Here is a 24,671-nt window from a genome sequence, read left to right as displayed (position 1 = left end):
CTTTCTTCTCGATCAGTCATGCGAACCGTGCGAAGGGCGCGGCGATGCGGGCACCGGATGCAGCCCACCACCACCCGAACCGCCGTGCGGGCCCTGCGGCGCAGGCGTTGCCGGATGCTCCGCCGACACGAACTCGTCGCCGTGCGGCACCTGGCCATGCAGCTTGAGCGGCTTGTTGCCCGCCAGGCGGCGCAGCAGCACATAGAACACCGGCGTCAGGAACAGGCCGAAGGCCGTCACGCCGATCATTCCGGAGAACACCGCCACGCCCATCGCCTTGCGCATTTCGGAGCCCGCGCCGGTGGACAGCACCAGGGGCAGCACACCCATCACGAAGGCCAGCGAGGTCATCAGGATCGGGCGCAGGCGCAGGCGGCTGGCTTCGATGGCGGCTTGCACCGGCGTTCGCCCGGCGAACTCCAGCTCCCGTGCGAACTCCACGATCAGGATCGCGTTCTTCGCACTCAGCCCCACCAGCACGATCAACCCGATCTGCGTGAAGACGTTGTTGTCACCCCCCGATATCCACACCCCCGCCATCGCGGCCATGATGCCCATGGGCACGATCAGGATGATCGCGATCGGCAAGGTCAGGCTTTCGTACTGCGCGGCCAGCACCAGGAACACCAGCAGGATGGCCAGCGGGAACACCAGGAAGGCGGAGTTGCCGGCCAGGATTTCCTGGTAGGTCAGCTCGGTCCACTCGAAGCTCACGCCCTTGGGCAGCGTCTCGGCCGCGATCCTGGTGATTGCGTCCTGCGCCTGGCCCGACGAGTAGCCCGGTGCCGGGCCGCCGTTGATGTCGGCGGCCAGGTAGCCGTTGTAGCGCATGGCGCGTTCCGGCCCGAAGGTCGAATTGACCTTCATCAGCGCGGACAGCGGCACCATCTCGCCCGAGGTCGAGCGCACCTTCAGCAGGCCCACGTCTTCGGCACGGGCGCGGTAAGGCGCGTCGGCCTGCACCCGCACGCTGTACGTGCGGCCGAACTTGTTGAAGTCGTTCGCGTACAGGCTGCCGAGGTAGATCTGCATGGTGTCGAAGATGTCCGTCACCGGCACGCCGAGCTGGCGGGCCTTGGTGCGGTCGATGTCCGCATACAGCTGCGGCACGTTGACCTGCCAGCTCGTGAACATGCCGGCCAGCTCGGGCGCGGCCTGTGCCTTCGCCATGAAGGCCTTCACCGCCTGGTCCATCTGGTCGTAGCCGACCGAGGCGCGGTCTTCCAGCTGCAGCTTGAAGCCGCCCGTGGTGCCCAGGCCCGCCACCGGCGGCGGCGGGAACATCACGATGAACGCGTCCTGGATGCCCGCGAAGGCGCCGTTGAGCTGGCCGGCCACGGCGTTGCCGCTCTGGTCGGGGCGCTTGCGCTGGTCGAAGGGCTTGAGCGTGGCGAACACGATGCCCGAGTTCGAGCTGTTGGTGAAGCCGTTGATCGACAGGCCCGGGAACGAGATGGCGTCCTCGATGTTCGGGTTCTTCTTCATGATCTCGCCCATGCGGGTGATCACGTCTTCCGTGCGGTCCAGCGTGGCGCCGTCGGGCAGTTGCGCAAAACCGATCAGGTATTGCTTGTCCTGCGCCGGCACGAAGCCGCCGGGCACCGCCTTGAACAGGCCGAAGGTCACCGCGACCAGCGCCACGTAGATCACCAGCATCAGCGACTTGCGCGAGATGACGCTCTTCACGCCGCCGCTGTAGGCCTCCGAACCGCGATGGAACAGGCGGTTGAAGCCGCGGAACAGCCAACCGAACGCACGGTCCATGCCGCGCGTCAACGCGTCCTTGGGCTGGTCGTGGCCGCGCAGCAGCAAGGCGGCGAGCGCGGGCGACAGCGTGAGCGAGTTGATGGCCGAGATCACCGTCGAGATGGCGATGGTCACCGCGAACTGCTTGTAGAACTGGCCCGTGAGACCGCTGATGAACGCCAGCGGCACGAACACGGCCACCAGCACCAGCGCGATGGCGATGATGGGGCCCGACACTTCGCGCATGGCACGGTACGTGGCCTCGCGCGGCGAGAGCCCCGCCTCGATGTTGCGCTCCACGTTCTCCACCACCACGATGGCGTCGTCCACCACGATGCCGATGGCCAGCACCAGCCCGAACAGGCTCAGCGCGTTGATCGAGAAGCCCAGCACATGCAGCACCGCGAAGGTACCGATCACCGACACCGGCACGGCCAGCAGCGGAATGATCGAAGCGCGCCACGTCTGCAGGAACAGGATCACCACCAGCACCACCAGCAGGATGGCTTCGAGCAGCGTGTGGATCACCGATTCGATCGACGCCCGCACGAACTGCGTCGGGTCGTAGGCAATGCGGTATTCCAGGCCTTCGGGCATGTTCTTGTTGAGCTCTTCCATCGTCTTGCGCACGTTGGAAGAAATGTCGAGCGCGTTGGAGCCCGGTGCCTGGAACACGCCCATGCCGACGGCCGGGTCGTTGTTCAGCAGCGAACGCAGCGAATAGTCGGCCGCGCCCATCTCCAGGCGGCCGATGTCGCGCAGCCGGGTCACGGCGCCGTCGGTGCCGCTCTTGACGATGATGTCGCCGAACTCTTCCTCGCTCTGCAGGCGCCCTTGCGCATTGATCGACAGCTGCATGTCCACGCCCGACAGGCCCGGCGATGCGCCGACCACGCCGGCCGCGGCCTGCACGTTCTGGCCACGGATGGCGGCCACCACGTCGCTGGCCGAGAGGCCGCGCTGCGCGACCTTCTGCGGGTCGAGCCAGACGCGCATCGAGTAGTCGCCGCCGCCGAAGATCTGCACCTGGCCCACGCCTTCGATGCGCGCGAGCGGGTCCTTCACGTTCAGCACCGCGTAGTTGCGCAGGTAGTTGATGTCGTAGCGGTTGTTCGGCGAGACGAGGTGGACCACCATCGTCAGGTCGGGCGCGCTCTTGACGGTCGTGATGCCCAGGCGGCGCACTTCCTCGGGCAGGCGCGGCTCGGCTTGCGAGACGCGGTTCTGCACCAGTTGCTGGGCCTTGTCGGGGTCGGTGCCCAGGCGGAAGGTGACGGTCAGCGTGAGCACGCCGTCGGTGGTCGCCTGGCTGCCCATGTAGAGCATGCCTTCGACGCCGTTGATCTGCTCTTCGAGCGGGGTGGCAACGGTTTCAGCGATCACCTTCGGGTTGGCGCCCGGGTACGTGGCGCGCACCACCACCGAGGGCGGTGCAACTTCCGGGTACTCCGAGATCGGCAGCCCGCGCAGCGCGATCAGGCCGGCTATCAGCATCAATAGCGACAGCACGCCGGCAAAGATCGGCCGGTCGATGAAGAATTTTGAGAGATTCATGTTGGTTCTCCGGCGGGCGCGGATGCGCCCTCCTCCGAAATCAGGACTTGGCCGCTTCCGCGACGCGTTCCGGTTGTTGTTGCTTGGGGTCGGCCTTGGCGTCCATGGTCACTTGCTGCGGCGCCACCAGCGCACCCGGGCGGATGTGCTGCAGGCCGTTGACCACCACGCGGTCGCCCGCCTTCAGGCCCTTGCTCACGACACGCAGGCCGTTGATGGAGGCGCCCAGCGTCACTTCGCGGTAGGCGGCCTTGTTGTCTTCACCCACGACCATCACGAACTTCTTGTTCTGGTCGGTGCCGATGGCGCGTTCGCTCACCAGCAGCGCGGTGTCGTTGCGGGCCTGGCCCATGCGGATGCGGGCGAACTGGCCGGGAATGAGCGCGCCGTCCTTGTTGTCGAACGAGGCGCGCACGCGCACCGTGCCGCTCTTGGCATCGACCTGGTTGTCGATCAGCTGCAGCTTGCCGGTGAAGGGCGTGCCGTCGAGGCCGGCGGTGCCCATCTGCACGGGAATCGAATCGATGAGGCCGCGTGCGCTGGAGCCGCTCGGCAGGTCTTTCAGGGCGCGGGTGATGACCTGCTCGTCGGCGTCGAAGCTCGCGTAGATCGGGCTCACCGAGACCAGCGTGGTCAGCACCGGGGCACCCGGACCGGCCGCCACCAGGTTGCCCACCGTCACCTCGATCTTGCCGATGCGGCCCGACACGGGGGCACGCACCTGCGTGTAGCCCAGGCTCAGGCGCGCGGTCTGCAGCTGGGCTTGCGCCGCGCGCAGGTTGGCGTTGGCCTCGCTGCCGGCGTTCACGCGCTCGTCGTACTCGCGCTGGGCAATGGCCTTGTCGTCCCACAGGCGCTTGGCACGTTCCTGCTCGCTGCGGCTGAACGACTGGCGGGCCTGTGCAGAGGCGACTTGCGCCTCGGCGCGCTCGACCTCGGCCGCATACGGCGCGGGGTCGATGGTGACCAGCAGGTCGCCCTGCTTCACCAGCGTGCCTTCACGGAAATGCACCGCCTGCACGGCGCCCGCCACGCGGGAGCGCACATCGACGCGCTCGACGGCTTCGAGCCGGCCCGAGAACTCGTCCCAGGCGTTGATCTCGCTCGACGCCACGGTGGCCACCGACACGGGCGTGGCAGGCGGTGCCGCCGGCGCGTTGTTCGCCTCGGCCTTGAAGCTGTGCATGCCCAGCACGGCGGCGGCCACGGCCAGCACCGCAGTCAGGCCGGTCACGGCGGGCCACAGTCCCTTGGGGGTGGTGGAAGACAGCTTTTTTTCGTTGTTCGACATGATGGTTCGTCCTTCTCGATGACTTTTGGGATGCGACAGGCCAGCCCGGCGCTTTTCGGCACCAGGAGGCGAAATTCAGGAAAAAAAGGGCCCTCGCACGCTGCCGCGCTGGCAGCGTGTCGATCAGGCAGCCGGGGCGGGCTGGGTGCTAACTGGGGTGGTTGGTCGCCGCGCCCGAAGGCACGGTCGGTGGCGTGGTGGCGCTGAAGAACTCACGGAAGTGCCGCTGCACCGTGGCCTCGCAGGCCACGCAACCCGTGTTCTCGGTGTCGTAGAGCGCCTTGGGCCAGTTCGAGGCGCTGGGCAGCACGCTGCTCGTCACCTCGATGCCGGCGCCTCGCAGGCGGTTGGCGAAGGCCATCGCCTCGTCGTGCATTGCGTCGTCCGCGCCCACCAGCACCAGGGCCGGTGCCAGCGCGGCCAGCCGCAGCGAACCGCTGGGCACCGCATAGGGGTGCGTCGCGTTCGAGGGGCAGCTCAGGTACTTTTCCCAGCCGCTGGCCCAGCGGCACTCGGCCGCATCGTTGGTGGCCTTGCGCAGCGAGGCGGTGCCGGCGCACGGGTCCAGCATGGGCGACAGCAGAATCTGCCCGGCGATCGGCGGATGGGCCCGGTCACGGGCAATCAGCGCCACCGCGGCGGCCAGGTTGCCGCCGGCTTCCTCGCCGGCCAGGTACACCTGCGTGCCCTTGCCACCGAGCTTGGTGCGTTGCTTGTAGAGCCATTCGAGGGCGGCGTAGCCCACCTCGATGGGTTCCGGGAACGGCGATTCGGGCGCCAGCGGATAAGCCACCGACACCACCACCGCCCCCGCGCCGGCCAGCAGCCGGGCCACGTTGCGCCCGTTGTCCAGGTTGCCGCACACGAAGGTGCCGCCATGGAAGTGCAGCACCAGCGGCGCCACGTCTGCCTTGGCGCGCTGGCCGTACACGCGGGCACGGACCGCCTCGCGGCCGGGCAGCTCGATCGAAAGATCGGCTTCCACACCTTGCACCGCGGCGCGGGCGGCAGCTTCGGCAGAAAGGGACGATGGAGCGGGTGACATGGGCGACCTCGGGGAATTGGGCGATGGATGAAATATAAGGCGCGGGCTGTGACGTTAAACAGGGTTCATGCCCTTACTCTGTTTCCAATCCGCTAACAATCGGATGGTCACTAGGGAAATGCCCTTGCTGTGTAAGAATCCGCCTCCCCCGGTGTGGGCCGGGCACCCAGAACAGGCATTCGATGGATCAAATCCAGGCCATGAGGATCTTCGTCCGCGTCGTGGAAGCGGGCACTTTCACCCGTGCGGCGGACTCGCTCGCCCTGCCCAAGGGCACGGTCACCAAGCAGATTCAGGCGCTGGAACTGCGCCTGCGCGTGAAGTTGCTCAACCGCACCACACGCCGCGTGACGGTCACGCCCGACGGCGCGGCCTACTACGAGCGCGCCGCGCGCCTGCTCAACGACTTCGACGACATGGAAGCCAGCATGACGAATGCGCAGGCCAACCCCACGGGGCGGCTGCGCGTTGACATCGGCACCTCGGTGGCCAGGCTGATCATCCTGCCCCACCTGGCCAGCTTCTGCGACCGCTACCCCGACATCCAGGTCGACCTGGGCGTGAGCGACCGCACCGTCGACCTGATCAGCGACAACGTCGACTGCGTGATCCGCGCGGGCGAACTCAGCGACCAGTCGCTGGTGGCGCGGCGCATCGGCACGCTGCACTTCATGACCGTGGCCTCCCCCGCGTACATCAAGCGCTACGGGATGCCGCAGCACCCGAACGACATCGAGAAGCGCCACGTGGTGGTGAGCTATTTCTCGGGCACCACGCGCCGCGTGTACCCGCACGAGTTCAAGAAGGGCGACGAGCACATCGAGCTCAACGGGCACTACCGCGTGTCGGTGAACGAGAGCAACGCGCACATCACGGCGGTGGTGGGCGGCTTCGGCATTTCGCAGGTCATCACCTTCATGGCCGAGCCGCTGGTGGAAAGCGGCGAGCTGGTCGAGGTGCTGCCCGACTGGGAGCGCGACCCGCTGCCGATCCACGTGGTCTACCCGCCCAACCGCCACCTGAGCGCCAAGGTGCGGGCCTTCGTGGACTGGGCCGCCGAGCTGTTCGCGAAGAATCCGCGGCTGCAGCGGCGCTGAGCGTTCGGGCCGGTCCCGCAAATATTTCATGTCCGACCCCTAAACTTTGGCCGGACGCTGCCGCTATTGATAGTGAGCCAGACCTGCTGGACACCGGACGGCGTCGCACGTTCCGGTTGAACGCGCGTGCCGCGGCGTCGACGAAGACCGCGCCCGCAAGAACCTACTGAACCGCAAGCCCATGGAAAACCAGTCGAACGGCCAAGCCGACGCGCCCGCCCAGCCGCACACCGCGCCAGACGAAAGCACCGACGAATTCGGCCGCCGCAACCCGCTGGAGATCGGCGCCCGGCTGCGCAACCTCGTCAACAGCGGCGACTTTCTCACCGTGCAGCACGCCAGCGGCCAACTCGTGACGCAGCTGCTGGACGTGGACGTGCCCGCGCGCACCTTCACCTTCGACTGGGGTGCGTCGTCCGAGCAGAGCCAGGGCCTGCTGACGGCGCCGCGCTGCCAGTTCAGCGCCCAGCCGGACGGCGTGCGCATCGAATTCGCCACGGCCTCGCCGCGCGAGACCCGCTTCGAAGGGCGGCCCGCGTTCGAGGCCGACTTTCCCGAGGTCTTGTTCTACCTGCAGCGCCGGGAGTACTTCCGCGTCGACACGCCGCTCGATGCATTCACCTGCACGGGCCGCTGGCCCAAGGGCGATGCGTTTCGCTTCGACGTGAACGACCTGTCGCTCGGCGGCGTCGGCATGCGCACCATGGACGAGCGCATCACGAACCTGTCGATCGGCACCTTCCTACGCAACTGCGAACTGTCCCTGGGCACGCTCGGCAAGCTCTCGATCGACCTCGAACTCGTGTCCAGGCGCCACACCACGCTGCCGAACGGAAAGCTGCGCTATCAGCTGGGCTTCCGTTTCATGGCGTTGCCGGGCAACGTCGAAGGCCGGCTGCAGAAACTCATCACGCAGCTCGAAATGAAGCGCAACGCGTTGGTGCGCTGACGCCCTGCGCACCGGCCTACCGTGCGCATCTCAGAACACCGGCTCGCAGCGCACCTCGGTCTTCACTGAATTGGCGATGAAGCATTCGTCGTGCGCGCGGTGGTGCATCTGCTCGACCTGCTCGGGCGTGGGCAGGTTGGCGCCCGAGAACCTCACCTGCGGGCGCAGCGTGACCACCGTCATCGCCATCTTCCCCTGGGCGTTCTTCTCCATCACACCGCTGGCCGCGTCGAAGTAGCGGTCGACCACGAACTTGCGCTTCACGGCCATCGTGAGGAACCACAGCATGTGGCAGTTCGACAGCGAGGCGACGAACATCTCTTCCGGGTCCACGGCCGAGGCATCCGACATCGGCAGCGGCACCACCTGCGGCGACGAAGAGCCCGGCACCTCCGCACCGCCGTCGAAGCGCAGCGAATGCCTGCGGCTGTAGGTGTTGGCGAGGAAGTCCTGCTCGCCCCGCTCCCAGAGAATTTCCGCGGTGTAGTGGACCATGGTCCTGCTCCTTGCTCGGGGATTCAGAGGTAGATGAAGTAGCGGTACTTGGTCAGGCTGCCCTGGCTGGGCAGCGTGATGAAGGTCTCGGCCAGCACGCCGCCGTTGGCCTCGATCACCTTCTGCGACGCCACGTTGCCCGGGCTGGTGGTGATCTCGACACGGCTCAGCCCTTCGCCGGCCGCCAGCATCAGCATCGCGCGGAGCGCGCGCGTCGCGTAGCCCTTGCGCTGCTTCCACGGCACGACGTTGTAGCCGATGTGGCCCAGGCAGTAGGCCGGCAAGGCGATGGTGCCGGGCTGCCAGCGCAGGTCGATGCTGCCGCAGAACTCGCCGTCCCACATCCAGCACTTGTAGCCCGGCAGCCGCGGCACCTGCGTGCCGTCGGGCAGGGTAATGGGCGCGCCGAGGGCCTCGCGGTCGACCAGGCTCGCAAGAAACGCCGCAGCATCGGCCTCGATGGCGGCGCGCTCTTCAGGGCCCGATTCGGGACGCGATTCGTCGCGCGCCCAGCCACGGTTCAGGGCCGACACATAGCCGCCCAGATAGGGCCTGGCGGGCCAGACGAGCTCCATCGGGCGCGGATCGGTGATTGGACGGGACCAGTACAGCGGCACGCGTTCTTCCCCTTTCAGGCTCCCATCAGCTTGACGATCAGCGGCACCAGCAGCGCCGTGGCGATGCCGTTCAGCCCCATGGCCAGCGCGGAGAACGCGCCCGCCGTCTCGTTCACCTGGATGGCGCGCGCCGTGCCGATGCCGTGCGCCGCCATGCCGACCGCAAAGCCGCGCACCGCGGGCTCCCTGATGCGCAGCAGGTTCAACAGCCCGGTGGCCATGATCGCGCCCGAGATGCCGGCCACCGCCGCGGCCACGGCCGCCAGCGAGGGCAGCCCGCCGATCTTCTCGGCCACGCCCATGGCGATGGGCATGGTGGCCGACTTGGGCGCGAGCGACATCATCAGCTCGTGCGAGCCGCCCAGCACCCATGCAATGCCGATGGCCGACACGATGGCCGCGACCGAGCCCACCAGCAGCGCCACGCCGATGGGCAGCCACAGCCGCCGCAGCCGGCCGACCTGGCTGTACAGCGGCACGGCCAGCGCCACGGTGGCCGGGCCGATGAGGAAGTGCACGAACTTCGCGCCTTCGAAATACGTGTCGTAAGGCGTGCGCGTGAGCAGCAGCACGCCGACGATGACCACCACCGAGATCAGCACCGGGTTGACCACCGGGTTGCGCCCGCTGCGCGTGTGCAGCCACAGCGCGCCCAGGTAGGCCAGCAGCGTGAGCGACAGCCACAGCAGCGGCGACTGCGCGAGGAAGACCCAGATCTCGGAGAGTTTGGCGGGCCCGGTCATTCGGCGTCCTTTCCGGTGACGCGGATCATCCAGCGGAACGTGAGCGCGGTCACCGTCATGGTGAAGGCCGCCCCGACGATGCCCGCGGCAAGGAAAGGCAGCCATTCACGCCCCACCCGCTCGAAATGCAGCATCACGCCGGCCACCGCCGGGATGAACAACAGCATCAGGTTGCGCAGCAGGTGGCCCGAGGTGTCGGTCAGCGCCTGCGGCACGCCACGGCGCACCAGCAGGCCGATGAACAGCAGCACCATGCCGATCAGTGGACCGGGAATGGGCAGGCCGAGCCACTGCACGAGCAGTTCGCCCGCGAGTTGGCAGAGAAAGAGCGTGGTGATGGCGTAGAGCATGGTCTGTACGGGTCGGCTTTCAATGGTCGGCGCAGGCGGCCGCGCGTGTCCATCCCTCTTTCAGGGCATCCTGGCTCGCCGGCGGCAGCACGCCCAGGCGCACATGGCCCGGCAGGCCGAAGGAGGCACAGTCGCGCAGCTTGATGCCCTCCGTGCGCAAGGCGCCGGCCAGCTGGGGGTAAGGGCGGTCGGTGCGCGCGCAGAAAAAGTTCGCCTCACCGGGCAGGCAATGCCAGCCCAGCGATTCGCAGAGCACGCGTTGCTGCGCCTTCCACGCGCGCAAGGTCTGCAGGCTTTGCGCGAGCCAGCGCTGCGCGTCGCCGCCGACCCAGGCGTCGAGCAACGCGACGCCGTGCGTGCCCAGCGGCCAGGACGGGGCCAGGCATTCGACGCGCCGCAACAGATCGGCATCCGCATCGTCGGGCGCGACGGCATAGGCCGCGCGAACGCCGGTCAGGCCCATGGCCTTGTTGGGCGTCCACATCTGCCAGACGCGGTTGCGCTGCGCATCACCGAGCGACGGCGTTCCCTGCAGGCGCAGCGGCTCGTAGGCCAGGTCGAGGACGCAGACACCCTGGGCGCCGGCGGCATGCTGCGGCAGGTCGGCCTGCGGCTGGCCCAGCGGGCTCGACGGCTCGCAGCACCAGCGCAGCGCGGCGTCGGCAGCCGCCTGCGGTGCAAGCAGCACCTGCAGCCCCCAGGCCCGCGCCGCGCGCTCGTAGTCGCCATAGCTGTGCGCCGGCAACCACACCGTGCGGCCGCCCTGCTGCGTCACGGCCGCGCTGATGCGGTGGATGAATTCGCTCGCGCTGGCTGCAACGACAACGCGCCGGGCCGGCACGCCATGAAAGGCCGCGAGCTTGTCGCGCAGCGCCGTGTAGTGCGGGTCCGGGTAGTGCGCGGCATCGGCGGTGCGCAGTGCCTCCAGTGCTGCCGGGCAAGGCCCTACCGCGTTGCCGTTGGTCGAGAAGTCGTGCGGTGCCGCGCCGGAGGCATCGGGGCCGCCATGCAGCGCCGCGCTCATGCCCACCTCCAGCCCGTGGTCGCCAGGATCGCCAGCGACGCGAACAGGCACAGCGCCAGGGCCGCTCGCTCGCCCAGCTGCGCGGTGCGCTGCATGTCGGCCGCAGAAGGCGCACGCCCCTCGGCATTCAGCGCATACACGCCCGGCTTGGCCAGCCGCACGCCGAGCAGCAGCGCCATCGCCGCCATCGGCCAGCCGCTGTTGGGCGACGGGGTGCGGCGTGCCTCCTGCGACAGCCCCGCGGGCCAGCGCCACGCAGCGAGCGCCAGCAGCAGCACCGTGATGCGCGCCGGCACCCACGACAGCACGTCGTCCGCGCGCGCGGCCCATTTGCCGAGCCAGGTCCAGTCGCGGCCGTTGCGCTCGCCGCGGTAGCCCCACATCGCGTCGGCCGTGTTGGCGAAGCGGTAGAGCGCCGCGCCCGGCAGGCCGAGCAGCACGAACCAGAACACCGGGGCCACCAGCGAATCGTTGAGGTTTTCGGCCAGCGACTCGATGGCGCTTTCGCGCACTTCGCGCTCGCTGAGCCGCGAGACGTCGCGGCTCACCAGCCGTGCCAGTTGCTGGCGCCCGGCATCGAGCGACACGGCCAATGCGGCCTCGACCGCCAGCACTTCGTCGCGCAGCATGCGCCAGGCGAACAGCGGCTTGAGCAGCAGGCCGAGCAGCAGCGGCACGGCCCACAGGGGCAGCCACTGCGTGACGAGCGTCTGCAAGGCCATGGCGACGCCCCAGACGCACGCCGCACCGACACACCACGTCAATGCACCGATGAAGAACATCGGCAGGTCGGCTGGCTTCGACAGGTGCATGCGCGGCGCGACGCGCGAGCCGATCCACCCGAGGTAGTTGCCCATCCACACGACCGGGTGCAGCGCCGCGGGCGGCTCGCCCAGCCAGCGGTCGACAACCAGCGCGATCCACAGCGCGGCGGCCACGGCAAGGGCGTATTCAGGATTCGGGTGGGGCATGAGACCCGCCATTCTCGCGAATCAGGCCGGCGCCCGGCCCCGGCGCCATTGCATCAGCGCGCCGAATGCGACGAGCAATGCGGCACCGAATGCGACCCAGAGCCGAAGGACGACGGTTTCGGCTGGCGGCGCCGGGGTGTCAGCCGGCGTGGGCTCGAGCTTGAGGCCGCTGACGGGCTGCGTGGTGTCCGGCGCCGGCTCGGCCGCGGGCGCGGACGCCACCGCGACCACGGGCTCGACCGGAGGGCGCGGCTGCGCCTGCGCCTGCGCTTGTGCCGGTGCCGCGGGCGCCAGCGCCGCCTGCACGAAGCGCTGCACGCCCGCATTGGGCTCGCGCAGCCCGGTCGCGCGCGCGGCCTCCGCATAGGCCTGCGCCAGCTCGCGCCGCGTGGCGGCATCGGGCTTCCAGTAGTTCAGCCGCACCGCGTCGAGCATGCGCTCCAGCGTCTGCGCGAAGGCGGCGCGGTTGTCCCCTTCGAGCCATTCGCGCGTGCCCAGCTTGTACCTGTCGCGCACATACACGTCGTGCAGCGACTGCCACTGGTCCTGCCGCACGGTGGCCGGCGCGGTGACCTGCCAGCCCCAGAGGAACTGCGCGGTCTTCAGCACCTGCAGCGTGCCGCTGTAGCCCTCGGCCTTCTGCGCCTCGATCCACTGCGGATGCAGGTAGCGGGTCTGCATCTCGCGCGCGATGGCGCCCGCGGCCGTGTCGGTGCGCACCGCGGCGCCGTCGCGCAGGTTCTGCACGTACAGCGCCGGGTCCTTGCCCGTGAGCTGGCGCACGGCCTGCGCGATGCCGCCCAGGTACTGGAACGGGTCGTCGTTGGTCAGCACGCCGTACAGGTTGGAGCTGCGCGCCATCAGCGCCGCATCGACCTGCACCAGGTTGCCCGCATAGGCGCCGGGCCGCGCCGCGCCGTCCAGGCCCTGGCCGTAGGCGTGGCCCATGCGGTCCATGTAGAGCTGCGCCATCTGCGCATCGCCGCCGCCGCGTTGCTGGCGCTCCCACACGTCGCTTGCGAGCGCGACTTCTTCGAGCCCCGCGCCGTAGCTGCCCTGCTCGTTCGAGAACACGCGCGCCGTCGACCAGCGCTGCGCCTCCTGTGCCGACGCGCCTTCCGCGCGCAGCTTGCGCGCCAGTGCCTCGCTGTGCCGCGCCACGGCGTTGCCGGGCTCGCGCACGGCCGCCACCTGCTGCACGGCTTCGTCGAGCCAGCGCATCACGTTGGGGAACTGGTCGCGGTAGGAGCCGGTGACGCTCAGCAGCACGTCGATGCGTGGCCGCTTTAACACCGGCGCGGGCATGACCTCGATGCCCGTCATGCGCCCGCCCTCGTCCCAGCGCGGCTTCACGCCCATGGCGTAGAGGGCCTGGCTTTCCAGCACGCCCTGGTGGCGCGAGGCCTCGCCGGCCCACAGCGTGAAGGCGATCTTCTCGGGTGCCTTGCCGGCGTGGGTCTTCGCGTGTTCGGCGATCCAGGCGTCCATCGCGGCCACGCCCGTGTCCCAGGCCGCGCGCGTCGGCACGCGGCTCGGGTCGAAACCGTAGAGGTTGCGCCCGGTGGGCAGGCTGTCGGGGTTGCGCACCGGATCGCCGCCGTAGCTCGACTTCAGGTAACGCCCGTCGAGTGCGGTCAGCAGGCCTTCGATTTCTTCGTTGTGCGCGAGCACGTCGTCGAGCTGGCGCGCACGCTCCGCCAATGCCTGGAGACGCTTCTTTTCGGCGGGGGTCCTGCCCATGTCGCTGGCCGCCTGTGCGTCGGTGAGCGCCAGTGCCACCCAGCGCGCGGGCTTGGAGCCGGCGACGCTCTTCGCGTCGATCAGGAAGGCCTCGTCGACGTCCTCGCCCAGCGCCTCCACCAAGGGCTTGCCGACGATCTGCAGGATCGTCATGCGCCGGCGTTCGGCGCTCGGCGCCTGCCCGAAGGTGGCAAGGCCCAGCGGCTGCGCGGTCTGCGCGAGCTCGTCGAGGTACGGGTGCAGCACGGCGATGAAACCCGCGAAGTCCGTGCGAATCTGCGCGGGTGTCCATTTCAGGTCGCGGTCGTAGTGCTGTTCGACGAACGCCACCGCCAGTTGCCTTTCCATCGCGGTCTTCACCGGGCCGGGCGACAGCGTCTCCCAGTCGTGCATGCGCTCGTGCATGTCCTGCACCCCGGGGCGAAAACCCGCCGGTGCGAACATCGGCGTCGAATGGCTCACCATGGTCGCGCGGCCGCGCCGCTTGGCGGTGGTGGCCTCGCCGAGGTTGTCCATGATGTACGGGTACACGTTGGGCAGGTCGCCGAGCGCGAGCAAGGGGTCGTCCTGCACCGACAGCCCGCGCTCCTTGCCCGCCGACCACTCGAGCGTACCGTGCGTGCCCACGTGCACCACCGCGCTGGCGCCGAACTGCGTGCGCAGCCAGAGGTAGGTGGCCAGGTAGCTGTGGCTCAGCGGAACGGCGGAGCGGTGATACACCTGCTGCGCCTTGTCCGCCACCGGCGTGCCGGGCTCGAAGCGCGGCGGCTGGCGCAGCACCACCACGTTGCCGAACTGCACGCGCGGAATCACGAAGGCCGGCTCGCCCGCGACGTTTCGCAGCATCGTCGACTTCTCGGGCGGGCCCCAGTAGGTTTCGATGCGGCGCTGCGTGTCGGCAGGCAGCGCGCGGAACCATGCGAGGTAGCGCGACAGCGGCAGCGCATCGGCCAGGCCGCTGCCCAGCAGCGGCTGCAAGGCATCGCCCTGCCCCGCGGGGTAGTAGGCCTTCATCGTCGCCTGCACCTGCGCAATGAGCGCGTCGGTGCCCGGCAGTTCGGTGCGGTAGCCTGCCGACTGCATCGCCGCGAGCATGTTGTTCACGCTGCGCGGCACGTTGAGGAAAGACGCGCCGAAGTTCGCCTCGCCCGGCGGGTAGTTGTAGACCAGCATCGCCACGCGCCGCTCCGCGGCCGGGGTGCGCTGCAGGCGCAGCAAGGCGGCGGCCTTGCCGGCCACGGCGTCGATCTGCGCGGGCAGCGGCTGCAGGTTGCCGGCCGTGGCATCGCGGGCGGTCACCAGCATCGGGTCGGTCATGCCGGCCAGTTCGCTCGGGCTGTAGTACGCGGCAATGTCGGTCTGCGAAAGGCCGTCCTTGCTTTGCGCCCATTGCGCGGCGTCCATGGCCAGCGAGGGCAGCGTCTGCAGCACCGGCACGCCGATGCGCTCCAGCTCGGCCTTGCGCTCGTTCGGGCTGAACACCAGCGAGGCGTTGACGATCACGTCGGCCACGCGCCGTTCACCGGTGTGCGTCATGCGAAAAAACAGGTCCTTCTGCTGGCGCGGGCCGTAGAAGGCATAGGCGCGAAGGCCGCGCTGTTCCAGCGCGGCGATCAGCGTGTCGAGCCATCCTGTGTCGTCGCCGGTGACGGTGGCGCCGTTGATCGCGATGGCGACCGTGCCGGTTCCGGGGAGTTTGTCGATGGCGGCGATGTCTGTCGCGATGCGCGGCCAGCCCGGGTGGTACAGGCCGGCCAATGGCAGCGGCACAGGCGTCGGCAGTCCCGCAAGGTTGCCGGGCTGCATGAGGGCCTTCATGGCCGCGTCAAGATTGGCGGAACCGGAAAAGCGCCAGTACTCGCGCAACCTTTGCGCCCACGCGGCATCGACGCCACGCTCGGCCGCCAGCGGCGCAGCAACGGAAGTCTGGCCTTTCGCGACCAGCGCGAACTCGCCGATCAACACATAGGGCGTGGCGCTGCGCGAGACCGTGTCGCCGAAGCGCGCCGCGGCGGCCTGCGCCACGCTGAGGTGCGGCGCGTCGATCACCAGCAGGCGCGCACCGTCGAGCACGCCTGCCAGCGCTTCGGGCGAATCCGTTGCGGCCGATATCACCTGCAGCGGCACACCCGCTTCGCGCGCCGCGGCCTGCAGCCGCACCACGCGCGCCGGCGACACCAGCGAGGTGCTCAACACCACGATCCGCGAAGAAACCTGCTGGGCCTGGGCCGGCACCAGGAACCCCAGTCCAGCCAGGAGCAACCAGAAGAAGAACCGCGTCGTCACTTCCCGCCCTGCGCCGGCACCGCACCCGAAGGCTCGGCATCCGCCGGCACATAGACCATCGTGCCGTCCTTCAGCCGCCAGGCGGTGCCGGCCTTCTCGCCGTCGCCCTGCCCCGTCGCGCCGCTGGCCTTGAAGCGCGTGATCTTCTGCCCCTCGCGCGTGATGATCTCCATGTTCGGCTGGCCCTCGTTGCGGATGACCGTCACCTTGTCCTGCGCGAAGGGGTTCATCGGGTTGTTGATGACCGCGATCATCAGCATGCCGATGACCACCATGAACACGTCGATCAGGTTGATGGTCGAGAGCACCGGGTCGTCGTCGTCGGTGTCCAGGCTGCTCAATATCGAAAACTGCCGGCGGGTCATGACAACCGGTCCCGCGCGTCCAGCACGCTCACCAGTTCGCGCATGAGCCAGCGGCGCCGCACGGTGTAGACCACGAAGGTGATCGAGGCCGACGCCAGCGCCACGATCACGGCGGCGAACGCGGGCGCCAGGCTCTGCGCCACGCCCTGCGATTCGCCCGAGGCCACGGCCACCAGCGCCGGGCCCATCGGGATCATGGTGGCGATCAGCCCCAGCATCGGCGCCACGCGGCTGCACAGGCGCACGCCTTCGAGCTGCTTGAGCACCACCAGCTCCATCTGCTCCTGGCTGGCATCGGCATGGTGCCGCAGTGCCAGCACGCGCGACGGGTCGCGGCGGCGCTGCAGGTACTCGATGCCGAAGGCGCCCAGGCAGTACACGGCGTACACGAAGGACAGCAGCACGCCCAGCGTCACGGGCCAGAGGAACAGGCGCGCAAGTTCGAAGAGAACGGTGTCGAAGGCAAGCATCAGGCGGGTTCCCCGAGAGAACGATCGAACAGGTCCGAAGGCCGGCCCCAGCCTTCGTCGAACACCAGCGACGCGAGCGGCGCACGCCGGGCCCAGCGCTCGCGCTGCAGCATGGGTTCGTCGTAGAAGTTCTCCACCGGCCCCAGGCACAGCAAGGCGATGGCCTCCGCCCCTTCCGGCAGGCCGAGCAGCACCGACACCTCGGCCGGGTCGAACAGCGACACCCATCCCATGCCCAGGCCTTCAGCACGCGCCGCGAGCCACAGGTTCTGGATGGCGCAGGAAGCGGAGGCCAGGTCCATCTGCGGCAGCGTGCGGCGGCCGAACACATGCTTCTCGCGCCCGTCGGCCAGCGTCACCGCCAGCAGCTCGGCCGCGTCGAGCAGGCCCTGCACCTTGAGGCACATGAATTCGTCTTCACGCTCGCCCAGCGCACGGGCCGTGAGCACGCGCTCGTGTTCGACGACACGGTGCAGTTGCTGGCGCAGCGCCTGCCCGCGAATGCGAATGAAGCGCCACGGCTGCATGAAGCCGACGCTGGGCGCGTGGTGCGCCGCGTCGAGCAGCCGGCGCAGCACCTCGGGCGCGACCTGCCCGCCCGCGAAGTGGCGCATGTCGCGCCGCTCGTGGATCGCGCGGTAGACAGCCGCCGCCTCGTGCGCCTCGAACGCGTGCGCCATGGTGTTCAGTCTTCGATGCCGCGTTGCGCGGGAATGCCGGCCTTGAACGCGTGCTTGACCAGGGTCATCTCGGTCACGGTGTCGGCCAGATCGATGAGCTCGGGCGGGCAGCGGCGGCCGGTGAGCACTACGTGAACGTGCTTGGGCCGTGCGCGCAATGTTTCGAGCACGCCTTCGAGCGGCAGCCAGCCGTAGATCAGCGGGTAGGTGATCTCGTCGAGCACGACCAGGAAGAACTCGCCCGACAGAATCGCCGCCTTGGCCTTCTCCCAGCCGTCGCGCGCCAGCTGCCCGGAGCGTTCGAGGTCCTGGCTCTTCCAGCTGAAGCCGTCGCCGAGCCCTTCGATGGGAATGCCGATCTGCTCGAACATGCGGTGTTCGCCGAAACGTGCGCTCGGCACCTTCATGAACTGGTAGATCTTCACGGGCTTGCCACGGCCGTGGGCGCGCAGAGCGAGGCCGAAGGCGGCGGTGCTTTTTCCCTTGCCGTCGCCGGTGTTGACGATGACGATGCCTCGGCGTTCGCCTTCAGGCTTCTCGTAAGGCTTTTCGCTGGGGGGTGTTTCGATCTGCATGATTCTTCGGTTCGTATGTTGGTTACTGCGGCAACGCAATCCACTGGTCCGCCACGCGGTGCACACGAATGCGCTGGTCGAACACCTGCTCGAGCGCAGTGTGGGTCACAGGGTCGCTGCAGCCGCCGTGGTGCACGACACGGCCCTGTTTCATCACGACCAGTTCGTCCGCGGCCAGCGCCATCGGCAGTTCGTGCAGCACGCTGACCACCGTCTTGCCTTGGGCCACCAGCGCGCGGGCCGTCTGCATCCAGTCGGCCTGGTGCGGCGGGTCGAGGTTGGCGAGCGGCTCGTCCATCAGCAGCAGATCGGCCTCCACCGCGAGCGCGCGCGCCAGCAGCACGCGCTGGCGCTCGCCGCCCGAGAGCTGCCCCAACGGGCGGTCGCGCCACTCCCAGGCCTGGGTGCTGCGCAAGGCGCGCTCCACGGCTTCGCGGTCGGCCGTGCTGGGCGCGGCCAGCCAGCGCTGGTGCGGCAGCCGCCCGAGCATGGCGATGTCGTAGACCATCAGGTCGTCGGCACTGCCCTCGCCCGTGCCGCTCTGGCCGAGCCAGGACAGGCGCTGGGCACGGATGCGCGCGGGCACCTTGCCCAGCACGTCGCCGAAGAGCCGCACCTCGCCCCGGTGCGCGAGCAGGCCCGCCATCGCCTTGAGCAGCGTCGACTTGCCCGCGCCGTTCGGCCCGACGATGCTGGTCCAGCGGGCGGCCGACAGCTGCAGGTCGATGTCGTGCAGCACCTCGGTCGCGCCGAGCGTGGCGCTCACGCGGCGCGCTTCGAGGGCGGGTGTTTTGGGGCCGCTCATGCCACGCCGCTCCGCGCGCTGCGCCGGTGCATCAACCACAGCAGGTAGCTGCCGCCCAGCACGGCCGTGAGCACGCCCACCGGCAGTTCCTGCGGCGCAATCAGCCAGCGCGCCAGCAGGTCGGCCGCCATCAGCAGCAGACCGCCCATCAGCGCCGACAGCACGATCAGCCGCGCATGCGTGGTCTTGACGACCGAGCGCACCAGGTGCGGCGCGGCCAGGCCGACGAAGGCGATCAGGCCGGTCTGCGCGACGGCCGCGCCGGTGGCCAATGCCAGCACCACGACCAGCGCCGCGCGCATGCCGCCCAGCGGCAGGCCCAGGCTGCGCGCGGTGGCCTCGCCCAGCGCCAGCCCGTCGAGCACCGGCGCCAGCGCCCATGCCAGCAGCAGGCACACCGCGCCGACCATGGCCATCACCGCGCAGGCGCTCCAGCCGACCAGGCCGGTGCTGCCGAGCACGAAGCCCTGGAGGGCCTGCAGGATGTCGGCCGAGGCGATGGTGATCAGGTCTTTCGCGGCGCCCAGCACCACGCCGACGATCACGCCGGCCAGCAGCAGGCGCAGCGTCTGCTGCACGCCGCGCGCCAGCATCAGCGTGAGCATCACCGCCAGCACCGCGCCGACGAAGGCCGCGCCCGTGAGGCCGAGCCGCATCACCCATTGCGCGCTGGCGGCCGAGCCGCCGAACATCAGCAGCGCCACGGCCACGCCGAGCGAGGCGCCCGATGCGCTGCCCAGCAGATAAGGGTCGGCCAGCGGGTTGCGGAACAGCCCCTGCGCCACCGCGCCCGCCAGCCCCAGCAGCGCGCCGGCCAGCCATGCGCCCAGCGTGCGCGGCAGCCGGATGTCCCACACGATCTGCAGCGCCACCGGGTCGTGCCGCGCCGACAGCAGGCTTTCGAAGCCGGTGCTGCCGATGCCCAGGCCCAGCAGCATCAGCGCCGCGCCCAGCACCAGCAGGCCCACGCCGAGCAGCAAGACTCGGCGCAGGTGGGCTGTGTGCCTGAGCGCGGCGTTCACCGCTTGCCCCTGTCGCCTTGCGTGGAGATGCACTGCGCCATCAGGCGCGCGGCCTCGTCCATGCGCGGGCCGGGGCGCACCAGCACGTCGGACTGCTCGGCGCTGAAGCGGCAGATGCGGCCTTCGCGCACCGCGCGGATGCCGGCCCAGCCGGGCCGCTGCTCCAGCCCCTGCGCGCTGCGCACGCTGACCATGATGAGGTCGGGGTTGGCGCGCACCACGTATTCGGGGTTGAGCTTGGGAAAGGGCCCCAGCGACGCCGGCACGATGTTCTTCACGCCGAGCCGCGCGAGCGTCTCGCCGATGAACGAAGACTCGCCCGCCGCATACGGCGCGCTGTTCACTTCGAAGTACACGCGCAGTCCCTTCGCACTCGCGGGCAGCGACTGCGCGGCGGCCGACACGCTGGCGTCGATCACGCGCCAGACCTTCGGCGCGTCGTGCGTGCCGAGCACCTGGTCGAGCTTGTCGAGCACGCGCCGCACGTCGGCATGGTTCTTGGGTTCGAGCACCAGCACCTTCACGCCCAGCGCTTCGAGCCGCTGCGTGACGCGCGACGACTTGGCGAGCAGCACCGCGTCGGGCTTGAGCGCGACGATGGCTTCGACGTTGGGGTCGAGCCCGCCGCCGACCTGCGGCAGCGCCTTCACCTGTTCGGGCGAATTGGAGTAGCGGTCGATGCCCACCAGCCGGTGGCAGGCGCCCAGGGCACAAACGGATTCGGTGAGCGAGGGCAGCAGCGTGACGATGCGTTGCGGCGGCTGCGGCAGGCTGACGGTGACGCCGCGCTCGTCGACCACGTCGAAGGCATGCGCCGTCCATGCGAACAGCATCAGGCCGAGGGCGGCCAGTGACATGCGCAAGGCCTTCATGCGGCGGGCGCCTTCAGCGTCAACGGCAGGCCGGCCGCCATCAGGGTCACGCGGTCGCAGGCGGCGGCCACGTCCTGGTTCAGGCGGCCGAGCGCATCGACGAAGGCGCGCGTCTCGCGGCCCATGGGGATCACGCCCAGGCCGATTTCGTTGCCGACCAGCACCACCGGCCCGTTCGCCTCGCGCAGCGCCACCAGCAGCATGGCGATATGCGTGGCCGGCGTGCGCGTGGCGGGCCGCGCATCTTCGCGGGGCATGGGCATCGTCAGGTTGGTGAGCCACAGCGTGAGGCAGTCGACGAGCACCAGCGTCTCGGGCGTGCTCTGCGTGACCACGGCGCGCGCGAGCTCGATCGGCTCCTCGATGGTGCGCATGCCGGGCACGCGCTCGGCGCGGTCGGCCTGGTGGCGCACGATGCGCTCGAGCATCTCGTCGTCATAGGCCTGGGCGGTCGCGATCATCACTGCGCGGTGCCGGGGCGCGGCGGCCAGCCAGTCGATGGCGCGCTGCTCGCCGCGGCGCGACTTGCCGCTCTTCTGGCCTCCGAGGATGAATTCGTGCACGGCGGTCTTCGGCTTATTCGGCAGGGGCATGGCTCTCCAATGCGATGGGCATGGCGCCGAACAGGCGCGCGGTGGCTTGCGGGCTGGAAGCGAACCACGCATGGAAGTAGCTCGCGCGCACCGGGCCGTGCACATACAGCGCCTCGCCGCCGCGCGCGCCCACGGGCTGGGTCACGGCGGGCCGGGCGGTATGGGCGACCGGCACCAGGGGCGTGTCGCACAGCGAATAGTGGAAGGTATGGCCGCGCAGGGTGTGGTCGCCGAGCACGAGTTGCTGCGGGCCCAGGCCGGCCAGGCGCTTCTGCATCGCGACCTTGCCGGGCAGCAGGCCCCACATGCGGTGCACCTGCACGCCATGTTCTGCGCTGTCTTTCGTGGCGAGCTCGTCGAACAGCACCATCATGCCGCCGCACTCGGCCCACACCGGCTTGCCGGCCGCGGCATGGGCGGCGAGCGACTCGCGCGTCGCGGCGCAGGCAGCCAGCGCTTCGGCATGCAGCTCCGGGTAGCCGCCGGGCAGCCAGACGGCATCGCAGGCCGGCAAGGCATCGCCCGCCAGCGGCGAGAAAAAGGACAGCCGCGCACCCAGCGCCGTGAGCACATCGAGGTTCGCGGGGTAGATGAACGAGAAAGCCGCATCGCGCGCAATGGCGACGGTGCGGCCGGCCAGCAAGGGCGGCACCGGCCGATCGGGTGCGGGGGCCTCGAAGCTCACCTGCGGCAACTGCGAAGGCTGCAGTTGCCCCAACGGCGTGGCGGCGAGCACATCGGCGACCGCATCGAGCCGCGCCATCGCATCGCCCAGTTCGCTCGCCAGCACCAGCCCCAGATGCCGCTCAGGCAGCGTGAAGCCTGCGTCGCGCGGCAAGGCGCCCATCCACTGCGAAGGCTCGCGCAGCGCGTCTTTCAGCATGCCGGCATGCCGCTCGCTGGCGACACGGTTGGCCAGCACGCCTGCCCACGGCAGGCCGGGCCGGAAGTTCTGCAGGCCGTAGGCCAGCGCCCCGAAGGTGCCGGCCATGGCGTGCGCGTCGATCACCGCCAGCACCGGCAGGCCGAAGCGCTCGGCCAGGTCGGCGGCGCTGGGCGTGCCGTCGAACAGGCCCATCACGCCTTCGACGATCAGCAGGTCGCACTCGGCCGCCGCGGCGCGCAGGCGCGCGCGGCAGTCGGCCTCGCCGGTCATCCACAGGTCCAGCGAGTGCACCGGCGCACCGGTGGCCAGCGACAGCCAGAGCGGGTCCAGAAAGTCGGGCCCGCACTTGAAGGCGCGCACGCGCCGGCCCTGGCGCGCATGCAGCCGCGCGAGCGCGGCGGCGACGGTGGTCTTGCCCTGCCCGGAGGCAGGCGCGGCCACCAGCACCGCGGCGCAGGTGGCGCGCGGGGCCGGCGCGCCATCCGGGGTGCCGGTGGGCAGGGATGAGGGGTTTACTGAGGCGTCCACTTGAGGCCGACGTACGCGGTGCGGCCTGCATTGGCATACAGCCGCGCGAACTGGTAGTCCTTGTTGCCCACATTGTCGACGCGCGCCACCAGGTTCAGGTCACGCGTGATCCTGGTGCTGGCCGACAGGTTCAGCACGGTATAGCCGCCGAGCTTGACGGTGTTGGCCGCGTCGTCGTAGCGCTTGCTCGAGGTCTGCACTTCGGCGCCCAGCGTCCAGCCGGCCACGCGCCAGTCGGCGCCCAGCACGGCGTGGCGCTGCGCACGGCGAGCCAGCAGGTGGTCGGTGGCGAGGTCGCGCGGGTCCTGGTAGTCGAGCGAGGCGCGCAGGGTCACGTCGCCGAAACGCTGGCTGCCCGACAGCGTCACGCCCTGGTAGCGGGCGCGCGCGGTGCTGGCGTAGCAACCGAACGACGAGGCGCAGCCCTTGGCCGTGCCGTCGAACACGATCAGGTTCTGCACGCGGTTGTTGTAGACCACGATGCCCGCCTGGGTGCCGTCTTCGGCGTACTGCAGGCCCAGCTCCACGTTGCGGCTGGACTCGGGCTTGAGCGTGGCCAGGCCGTACTCGCTGAAGCGCTGGTACAGCGTGGGCACGCGGAACGCCGTGCCGGCCGAGGCGGTGAAGCGCAGCGCCGGCGTGATGGCAAAGCCGTAGGCCGCGCTGCCGGTGGTCTTGCCGCCGAACTCGCTGTCCTTGTCGTGGCGCACGTGCAGCTGCAGCGAATGCGGGCCTTGCACGAAACCGTAGCCCAGCGAAATGGCGTCCTGCGCGCGGTCGCGCGACAGCAGCTTCGACGAGGTGGTGGGCGCGTTTTCGAGCGCGTCTTCGCGGCGTTCGAAGGTGGCGCTCAGCAGGTGCGGGCCGAAGCGGAACTCGTTCTGGAACAGGTAGCCGCGCAGCTTGGTTTCGGTGCGGTAGAACGACGGCTGCGTCTTGTAGACGGTTTGCGAGTCGGTCACCTGCACGCGGGTGCTGTAGACGTCGTTCCACTTGGCCGACCAGGTCAGCCCGGCAGTGCGCAGCGTGTTGTTCGCCTGGTCGTTGGCGAAGGTGATGGGCAGCCGGCTGCGGTACGACACCGTGGCGTCGTAGCCGGCCGTGATGTCGCTGCTGAGCAGCGTGGCGTCCAGGCGCTGGTCCGGCGTGATCTGCAGGCCCAGTTTCACGTTGCCCGAGGTGCTGCGGTAGCCGTCGCGGTCGGGGCTGGTGAAGCCGTCCTTGCTGGGGGTGCGCTTGTCGACCGGCTGCACGTTGAAGCCCTTGCTTTCCTCGTGCTCCACGCCGAACGCATAGTCGAGCAGGCCCGACTTGCCGCTCACGCCGCCTTCGATCTTGCGCAGCCCCTTGCTGCCGAAGCCGATGCCCGCGTAGGGCCGCACGCCCTCTTCGCCGCGCCGGGTGAAGAGCTGGATCACGCCGCCCACGGCGTCCGAGCCGTACACCGCTGCGGCCGGTCCGCGCAGCACTTCGATGCGGTCGATCTGCGACAGCGGAATGCCTTCCCAGCCGGCGCCACCGGTGGATTGCGAGTCGATGCGCACGCCGTCGAGGTACACGGCCGTGAAGCGTGTTTCGGCGCCGCGGATGAACAGGCTGGTGGTGTTGCCCACGCCGCCGTTGCGCGAGATCTCGATGCCGGGCAGCCGTGCGAGCACGTCGGCCACGCCGGTCGCGCCGCTGCGCTCGATGGCCTGGCGGTCGACGATGGACACGTCGCCCACCAGTTCGGACAGCGCCTGCGGCGTGCGGTTGGCCGTGACCACCGTTTCGCTCAGGGCCGGGGCTTCCTGGGCATGGGCGAGGCCGCCGAAGGCGGACGCCAGCGCCACGCCCAAAGGCAGTTGCAGGCAGGCGAAACGCAGGCGGCGCACAGGCGCGCGGCCGCTGGAAAAGCAAACGTGGGAAATCATTGAATGGACCGAACGAACGTCTATACCCCTCGCCGGCCTCCCCGCCGGCGCCAT

General features: G+C 69.6%; 22 protein-coding genes. 2 read left to right on the top strand and 20 right to left on the bottom strand.

Annotated features, from left to right (window positions below):
* Window positions 1-12: 12 nt before the first annotated feature.
* The 3 genes from ACSFBM_RS06595 to ACSFBM_RS06585 all read right to left on the bottom strand — a co-directional run bounded on the left by ACSFBM_RS06595 (window position 13) and on the right by ACSFBM_RS06585 (window position 5,636).
* Window positions 13-3,300 (bottom strand): efflux RND transporter permease subunit, encoded by a 3,288-nt coding sequence (locus ACSFBM_RS06595; protein ID WP_435483645.1) that lies wholly within the window; start codon window positions 3,298-3,300, stop codon window positions 13-15.
* Window positions 3,301-3,340: 40 nt separating this feature from the next.
* Entirely contained in the window at window positions 3,341-4,591 is a 1,251-nt protein-coding gene (locus ACSFBM_RS06590; RefSeq protein ID WP_435483644.1) for an efflux RND transporter periplasmic adaptor subunit, read from the bottom strand.
* A 148-nt stretch (window positions 4,592-4,739) separates the two neighbouring features.
* Window positions 4,740-5,636 (bottom strand): alpha/beta hydrolase, encoded by an 897-nt coding sequence (locus ACSFBM_RS06585; RefSeq protein WP_435483643.1) that lies wholly within the window; start codon window positions 5,634-5,636, stop codon window positions 4,740-4,742.
* A gap of 182 nt (window positions 5,637-5,818) precedes the next feature.
* Between ACSFBM_RS06585 and ACSFBM_RS06580 the strand changes: the two genes are divergently transcribed.
* Together ACSFBM_RS06580 and ACSFBM_RS06575 are read left to right on the top strand one after the other, a co-directional pair.
* On the top strand, window positions 5,819-6,733 hold the full coding sequence (locus tag ACSFBM_RS06580) for a LysR family transcriptional regulator (protein WP_435483642.1): 915 nt from the start codon (window positions 5,819-5,821) through the stop codon (window positions 6,731-6,733).
* Window positions 6,734-6,914: 181 nt separating this feature from the next.
* Window positions 6,915-7,682 (top strand): flagellar brake protein, encoded by a 768-nt coding sequence (locus ACSFBM_RS06575; RefSeq protein WP_435483641.1) that lies wholly within the window; start codon window positions 6,915-6,917, stop codon window positions 7,680-7,682.
* A gap of 30 nt (window positions 7,683-7,712) precedes the next feature.
* On the opposite strand, the gene ACSFBM_RS06570 is transcribed toward ACSFBM_RS06575, so the two are convergent.
* From ACSFBM_RS06570 to ACSFBM_RS06490, 17 genes are all read right to left on the bottom strand, one after another.
* Complete coding sequence (locus ACSFBM_RS06570) at window positions 7,713-8,177, bottom strand: OsmC family protein (RefSeq protein ID WP_435483640.1); 465 nt, start codon at window positions 8,175-8,177, stop codon at window positions 7,713-7,715.
* Between the two features lie 23 nt (window positions 8,178-8,200).
* The gene (locus ACSFBM_RS06565; protein WP_435483639.1) at window positions 8,201-8,752 is read right to left on the bottom strand and encodes a GNAT family N-acetyltransferase; all 552 of its coding nucleotides are present in this window, start codon (window positions 8,750-8,752) and stop codon (window positions 8,201-8,203) included.
* A 56-nt stretch (window positions 8,753-8,808) separates the two neighbouring features.
* Entirely contained in the window at window positions 8,809-9,537 is a 729-nt protein-coding gene (locus ACSFBM_RS06560) for an LrgB family protein (protein ID WP_435483638.1), read from the bottom strand.
* The gene (locus ACSFBM_RS06555; protein ID WP_435483637.1) at window positions 9,534-9,887 is read right to left on the bottom strand and encodes a CidA/LrgA family protein; all 354 of its coding nucleotides are present in this window, start codon (window positions 9,885-9,887) and stop codon (window positions 9,534-9,536) included. Before ACSFBM_RS06555 ends, ACSFBM_RS06560 begins: the two co-directional genes overlap by 4 nt.
* 19 nt (window positions 9,888-9,906) lie before the next feature.
* Window positions 9,907-10,911 carry an aminotransferase class I/II-fold pyridoxal phosphate-dependent enzyme gene (locus ACSFBM_RS06550; protein ID WP_435483636.1) on the bottom strand — a complete coding sequence of 335 codons (1,005 nt, stop codon included), beginning with the start codon at window positions 10,909-10,911 and terminating at the stop codon, window positions 9,907-9,909.
* Window positions 10,908-11,882 (bottom strand): adenosylcobinamide-phosphate synthase CbiB, encoded by a 975-nt coding sequence (gene cbiB, locus ACSFBM_RS06545; RefSeq protein WP_435483635.1) that lies wholly within the window; start codon window positions 11,880-11,882, stop codon window positions 10,908-10,910. Before cbiB ends, ACSFBM_RS06550 begins: the two co-directional genes overlap by 4 nt.
* 21 nt (window positions 11,883-11,903) lie before the next feature.
* Window positions 11,904-15,908, bottom strand: a complete 4,005-nt coding sequence (gene cobN, locus ACSFBM_RS06540; protein WP_435483634.1) for a cobaltochelatase subunit CobN — start codon at window positions 15,906-15,908, stop codon at window positions 11,904-11,906.
* Window positions 15,905-16,273: a DUF2149 domain-containing protein gene (locus tag ACSFBM_RS06535; protein ID WP_435483633.1), complete on the bottom strand. Its 369-nt coding sequence runs from the start codon at window positions 16,271-16,273 to the stop codon at window positions 15,905-15,907. Before ACSFBM_RS06535 ends, cobN begins: the two co-directional genes overlap by 4 nt.
* Window positions 16,270-16,743: a MotA/TolQ/ExbB proton channel family protein gene (locus ACSFBM_RS06530; protein ID WP_435483632.1), complete on the bottom strand. Its 474-nt coding sequence runs from the start codon at window positions 16,741-16,743 to the stop codon at window positions 16,270-16,272. The genes ACSFBM_RS06535 and ACSFBM_RS06530 overlap by 4 nt, the downstream gene beginning before the upstream one ends.
* Window positions 16,743-17,423: a 5,6-dimethylbenzimidazole synthase gene (gene bluB, locus ACSFBM_RS06525; protein ID WP_435483631.1), complete on the bottom strand. Its 681-nt coding sequence runs from the start codon at window positions 17,421-17,423 to the stop codon at window positions 16,743-16,745. Before bluB ends, ACSFBM_RS06530 begins: the two co-directional genes overlap by 1 nt.
* A gap of 5 nt (window positions 17,424-17,428) precedes the next feature.
* On the bottom strand, window positions 17,429-17,998 hold the full coding sequence (gene cobO, locus ACSFBM_RS06520) for a cob(I)yrinic acid a,c-diamide adenosyltransferase (RefSeq protein WP_435483630.1): 570 nt from the start codon (window positions 17,996-17,998) through the stop codon (window positions 17,429-17,431).
* A gap of 22 nt (window positions 17,999-18,020) precedes the next feature.
* Entirely contained in the window at window positions 18,021-18,803 is a 783-nt protein-coding gene (locus tag ACSFBM_RS06515) for an ABC transporter ATP-binding protein (RefSeq protein WP_435483629.1), read from the bottom strand.
* Window positions 18,800-19,825, bottom strand: coding sequence for a FecCD family ABC transporter permease (locus tag ACSFBM_RS06510; protein WP_435483628.1), 1,026 nt, complete (start codon window positions 19,823-19,825; stop codon window positions 18,800-18,802). Before ACSFBM_RS06510 ends, ACSFBM_RS06515 begins: the two co-directional genes overlap by 4 nt.
* Entirely contained in the window at window positions 19,822-20,697 is an 876-nt protein-coding gene (locus ACSFBM_RS06505; RefSeq protein WP_435483627.1) for an ABC transporter substrate-binding protein, read from the bottom strand. The genes ACSFBM_RS06510 and ACSFBM_RS06505 overlap by 4 nt, the downstream gene beginning before the upstream one ends.
* Window positions 20,694-21,290: a bifunctional adenosylcobinamide kinase/adenosylcobinamide-phosphate guanylyltransferase gene (locus tag ACSFBM_RS06500; protein ID WP_435483626.1), complete on the bottom strand. Its 597-nt coding sequence runs from the start codon at window positions 21,288-21,290 to the stop codon at window positions 20,694-20,696. The genes ACSFBM_RS06505 and ACSFBM_RS06500 overlap by 4 nt, the downstream gene beginning before the upstream one ends.
* A complete protein-coding gene (locus ACSFBM_RS06495) occupies window positions 21,274-22,623 on the bottom strand; it encodes a cobyrinic acid a,c-diamide synthase CobB (protein WP_435483734.1) in 1,350 nt (449 codons plus the stop codon). The genes ACSFBM_RS06500 and ACSFBM_RS06495 overlap by 17 nt, the downstream gene beginning before the upstream one ends.
* 65 nt (window positions 22,624-22,688) lie before the next feature.
* Complete coding sequence (locus ACSFBM_RS06490) at window positions 22,689-24,617, bottom strand: TonB-dependent receptor domain-containing protein (RefSeq protein ID WP_435483625.1); 1,929 nt, start codon at window positions 24,615-24,617, stop codon at window positions 22,689-22,691.
* Between the last annotated feature and the right edge of the window lie 54 nt (window positions 24,618-24,671).

This window comes from Variovorax pasteuri, assembly GCF_051216435.1.
Taxonomy (GTDB): Bacteria; Pseudomonadota; Gammaproteobacteria; order Burkholderiales; family Burkholderiaceae_C; genus Variovorax.
The sequence above is the reverse complement of the archived record's forward strand: the minus strand, read 5'-3'. Positions and strand labels throughout refer to the sequence as shown.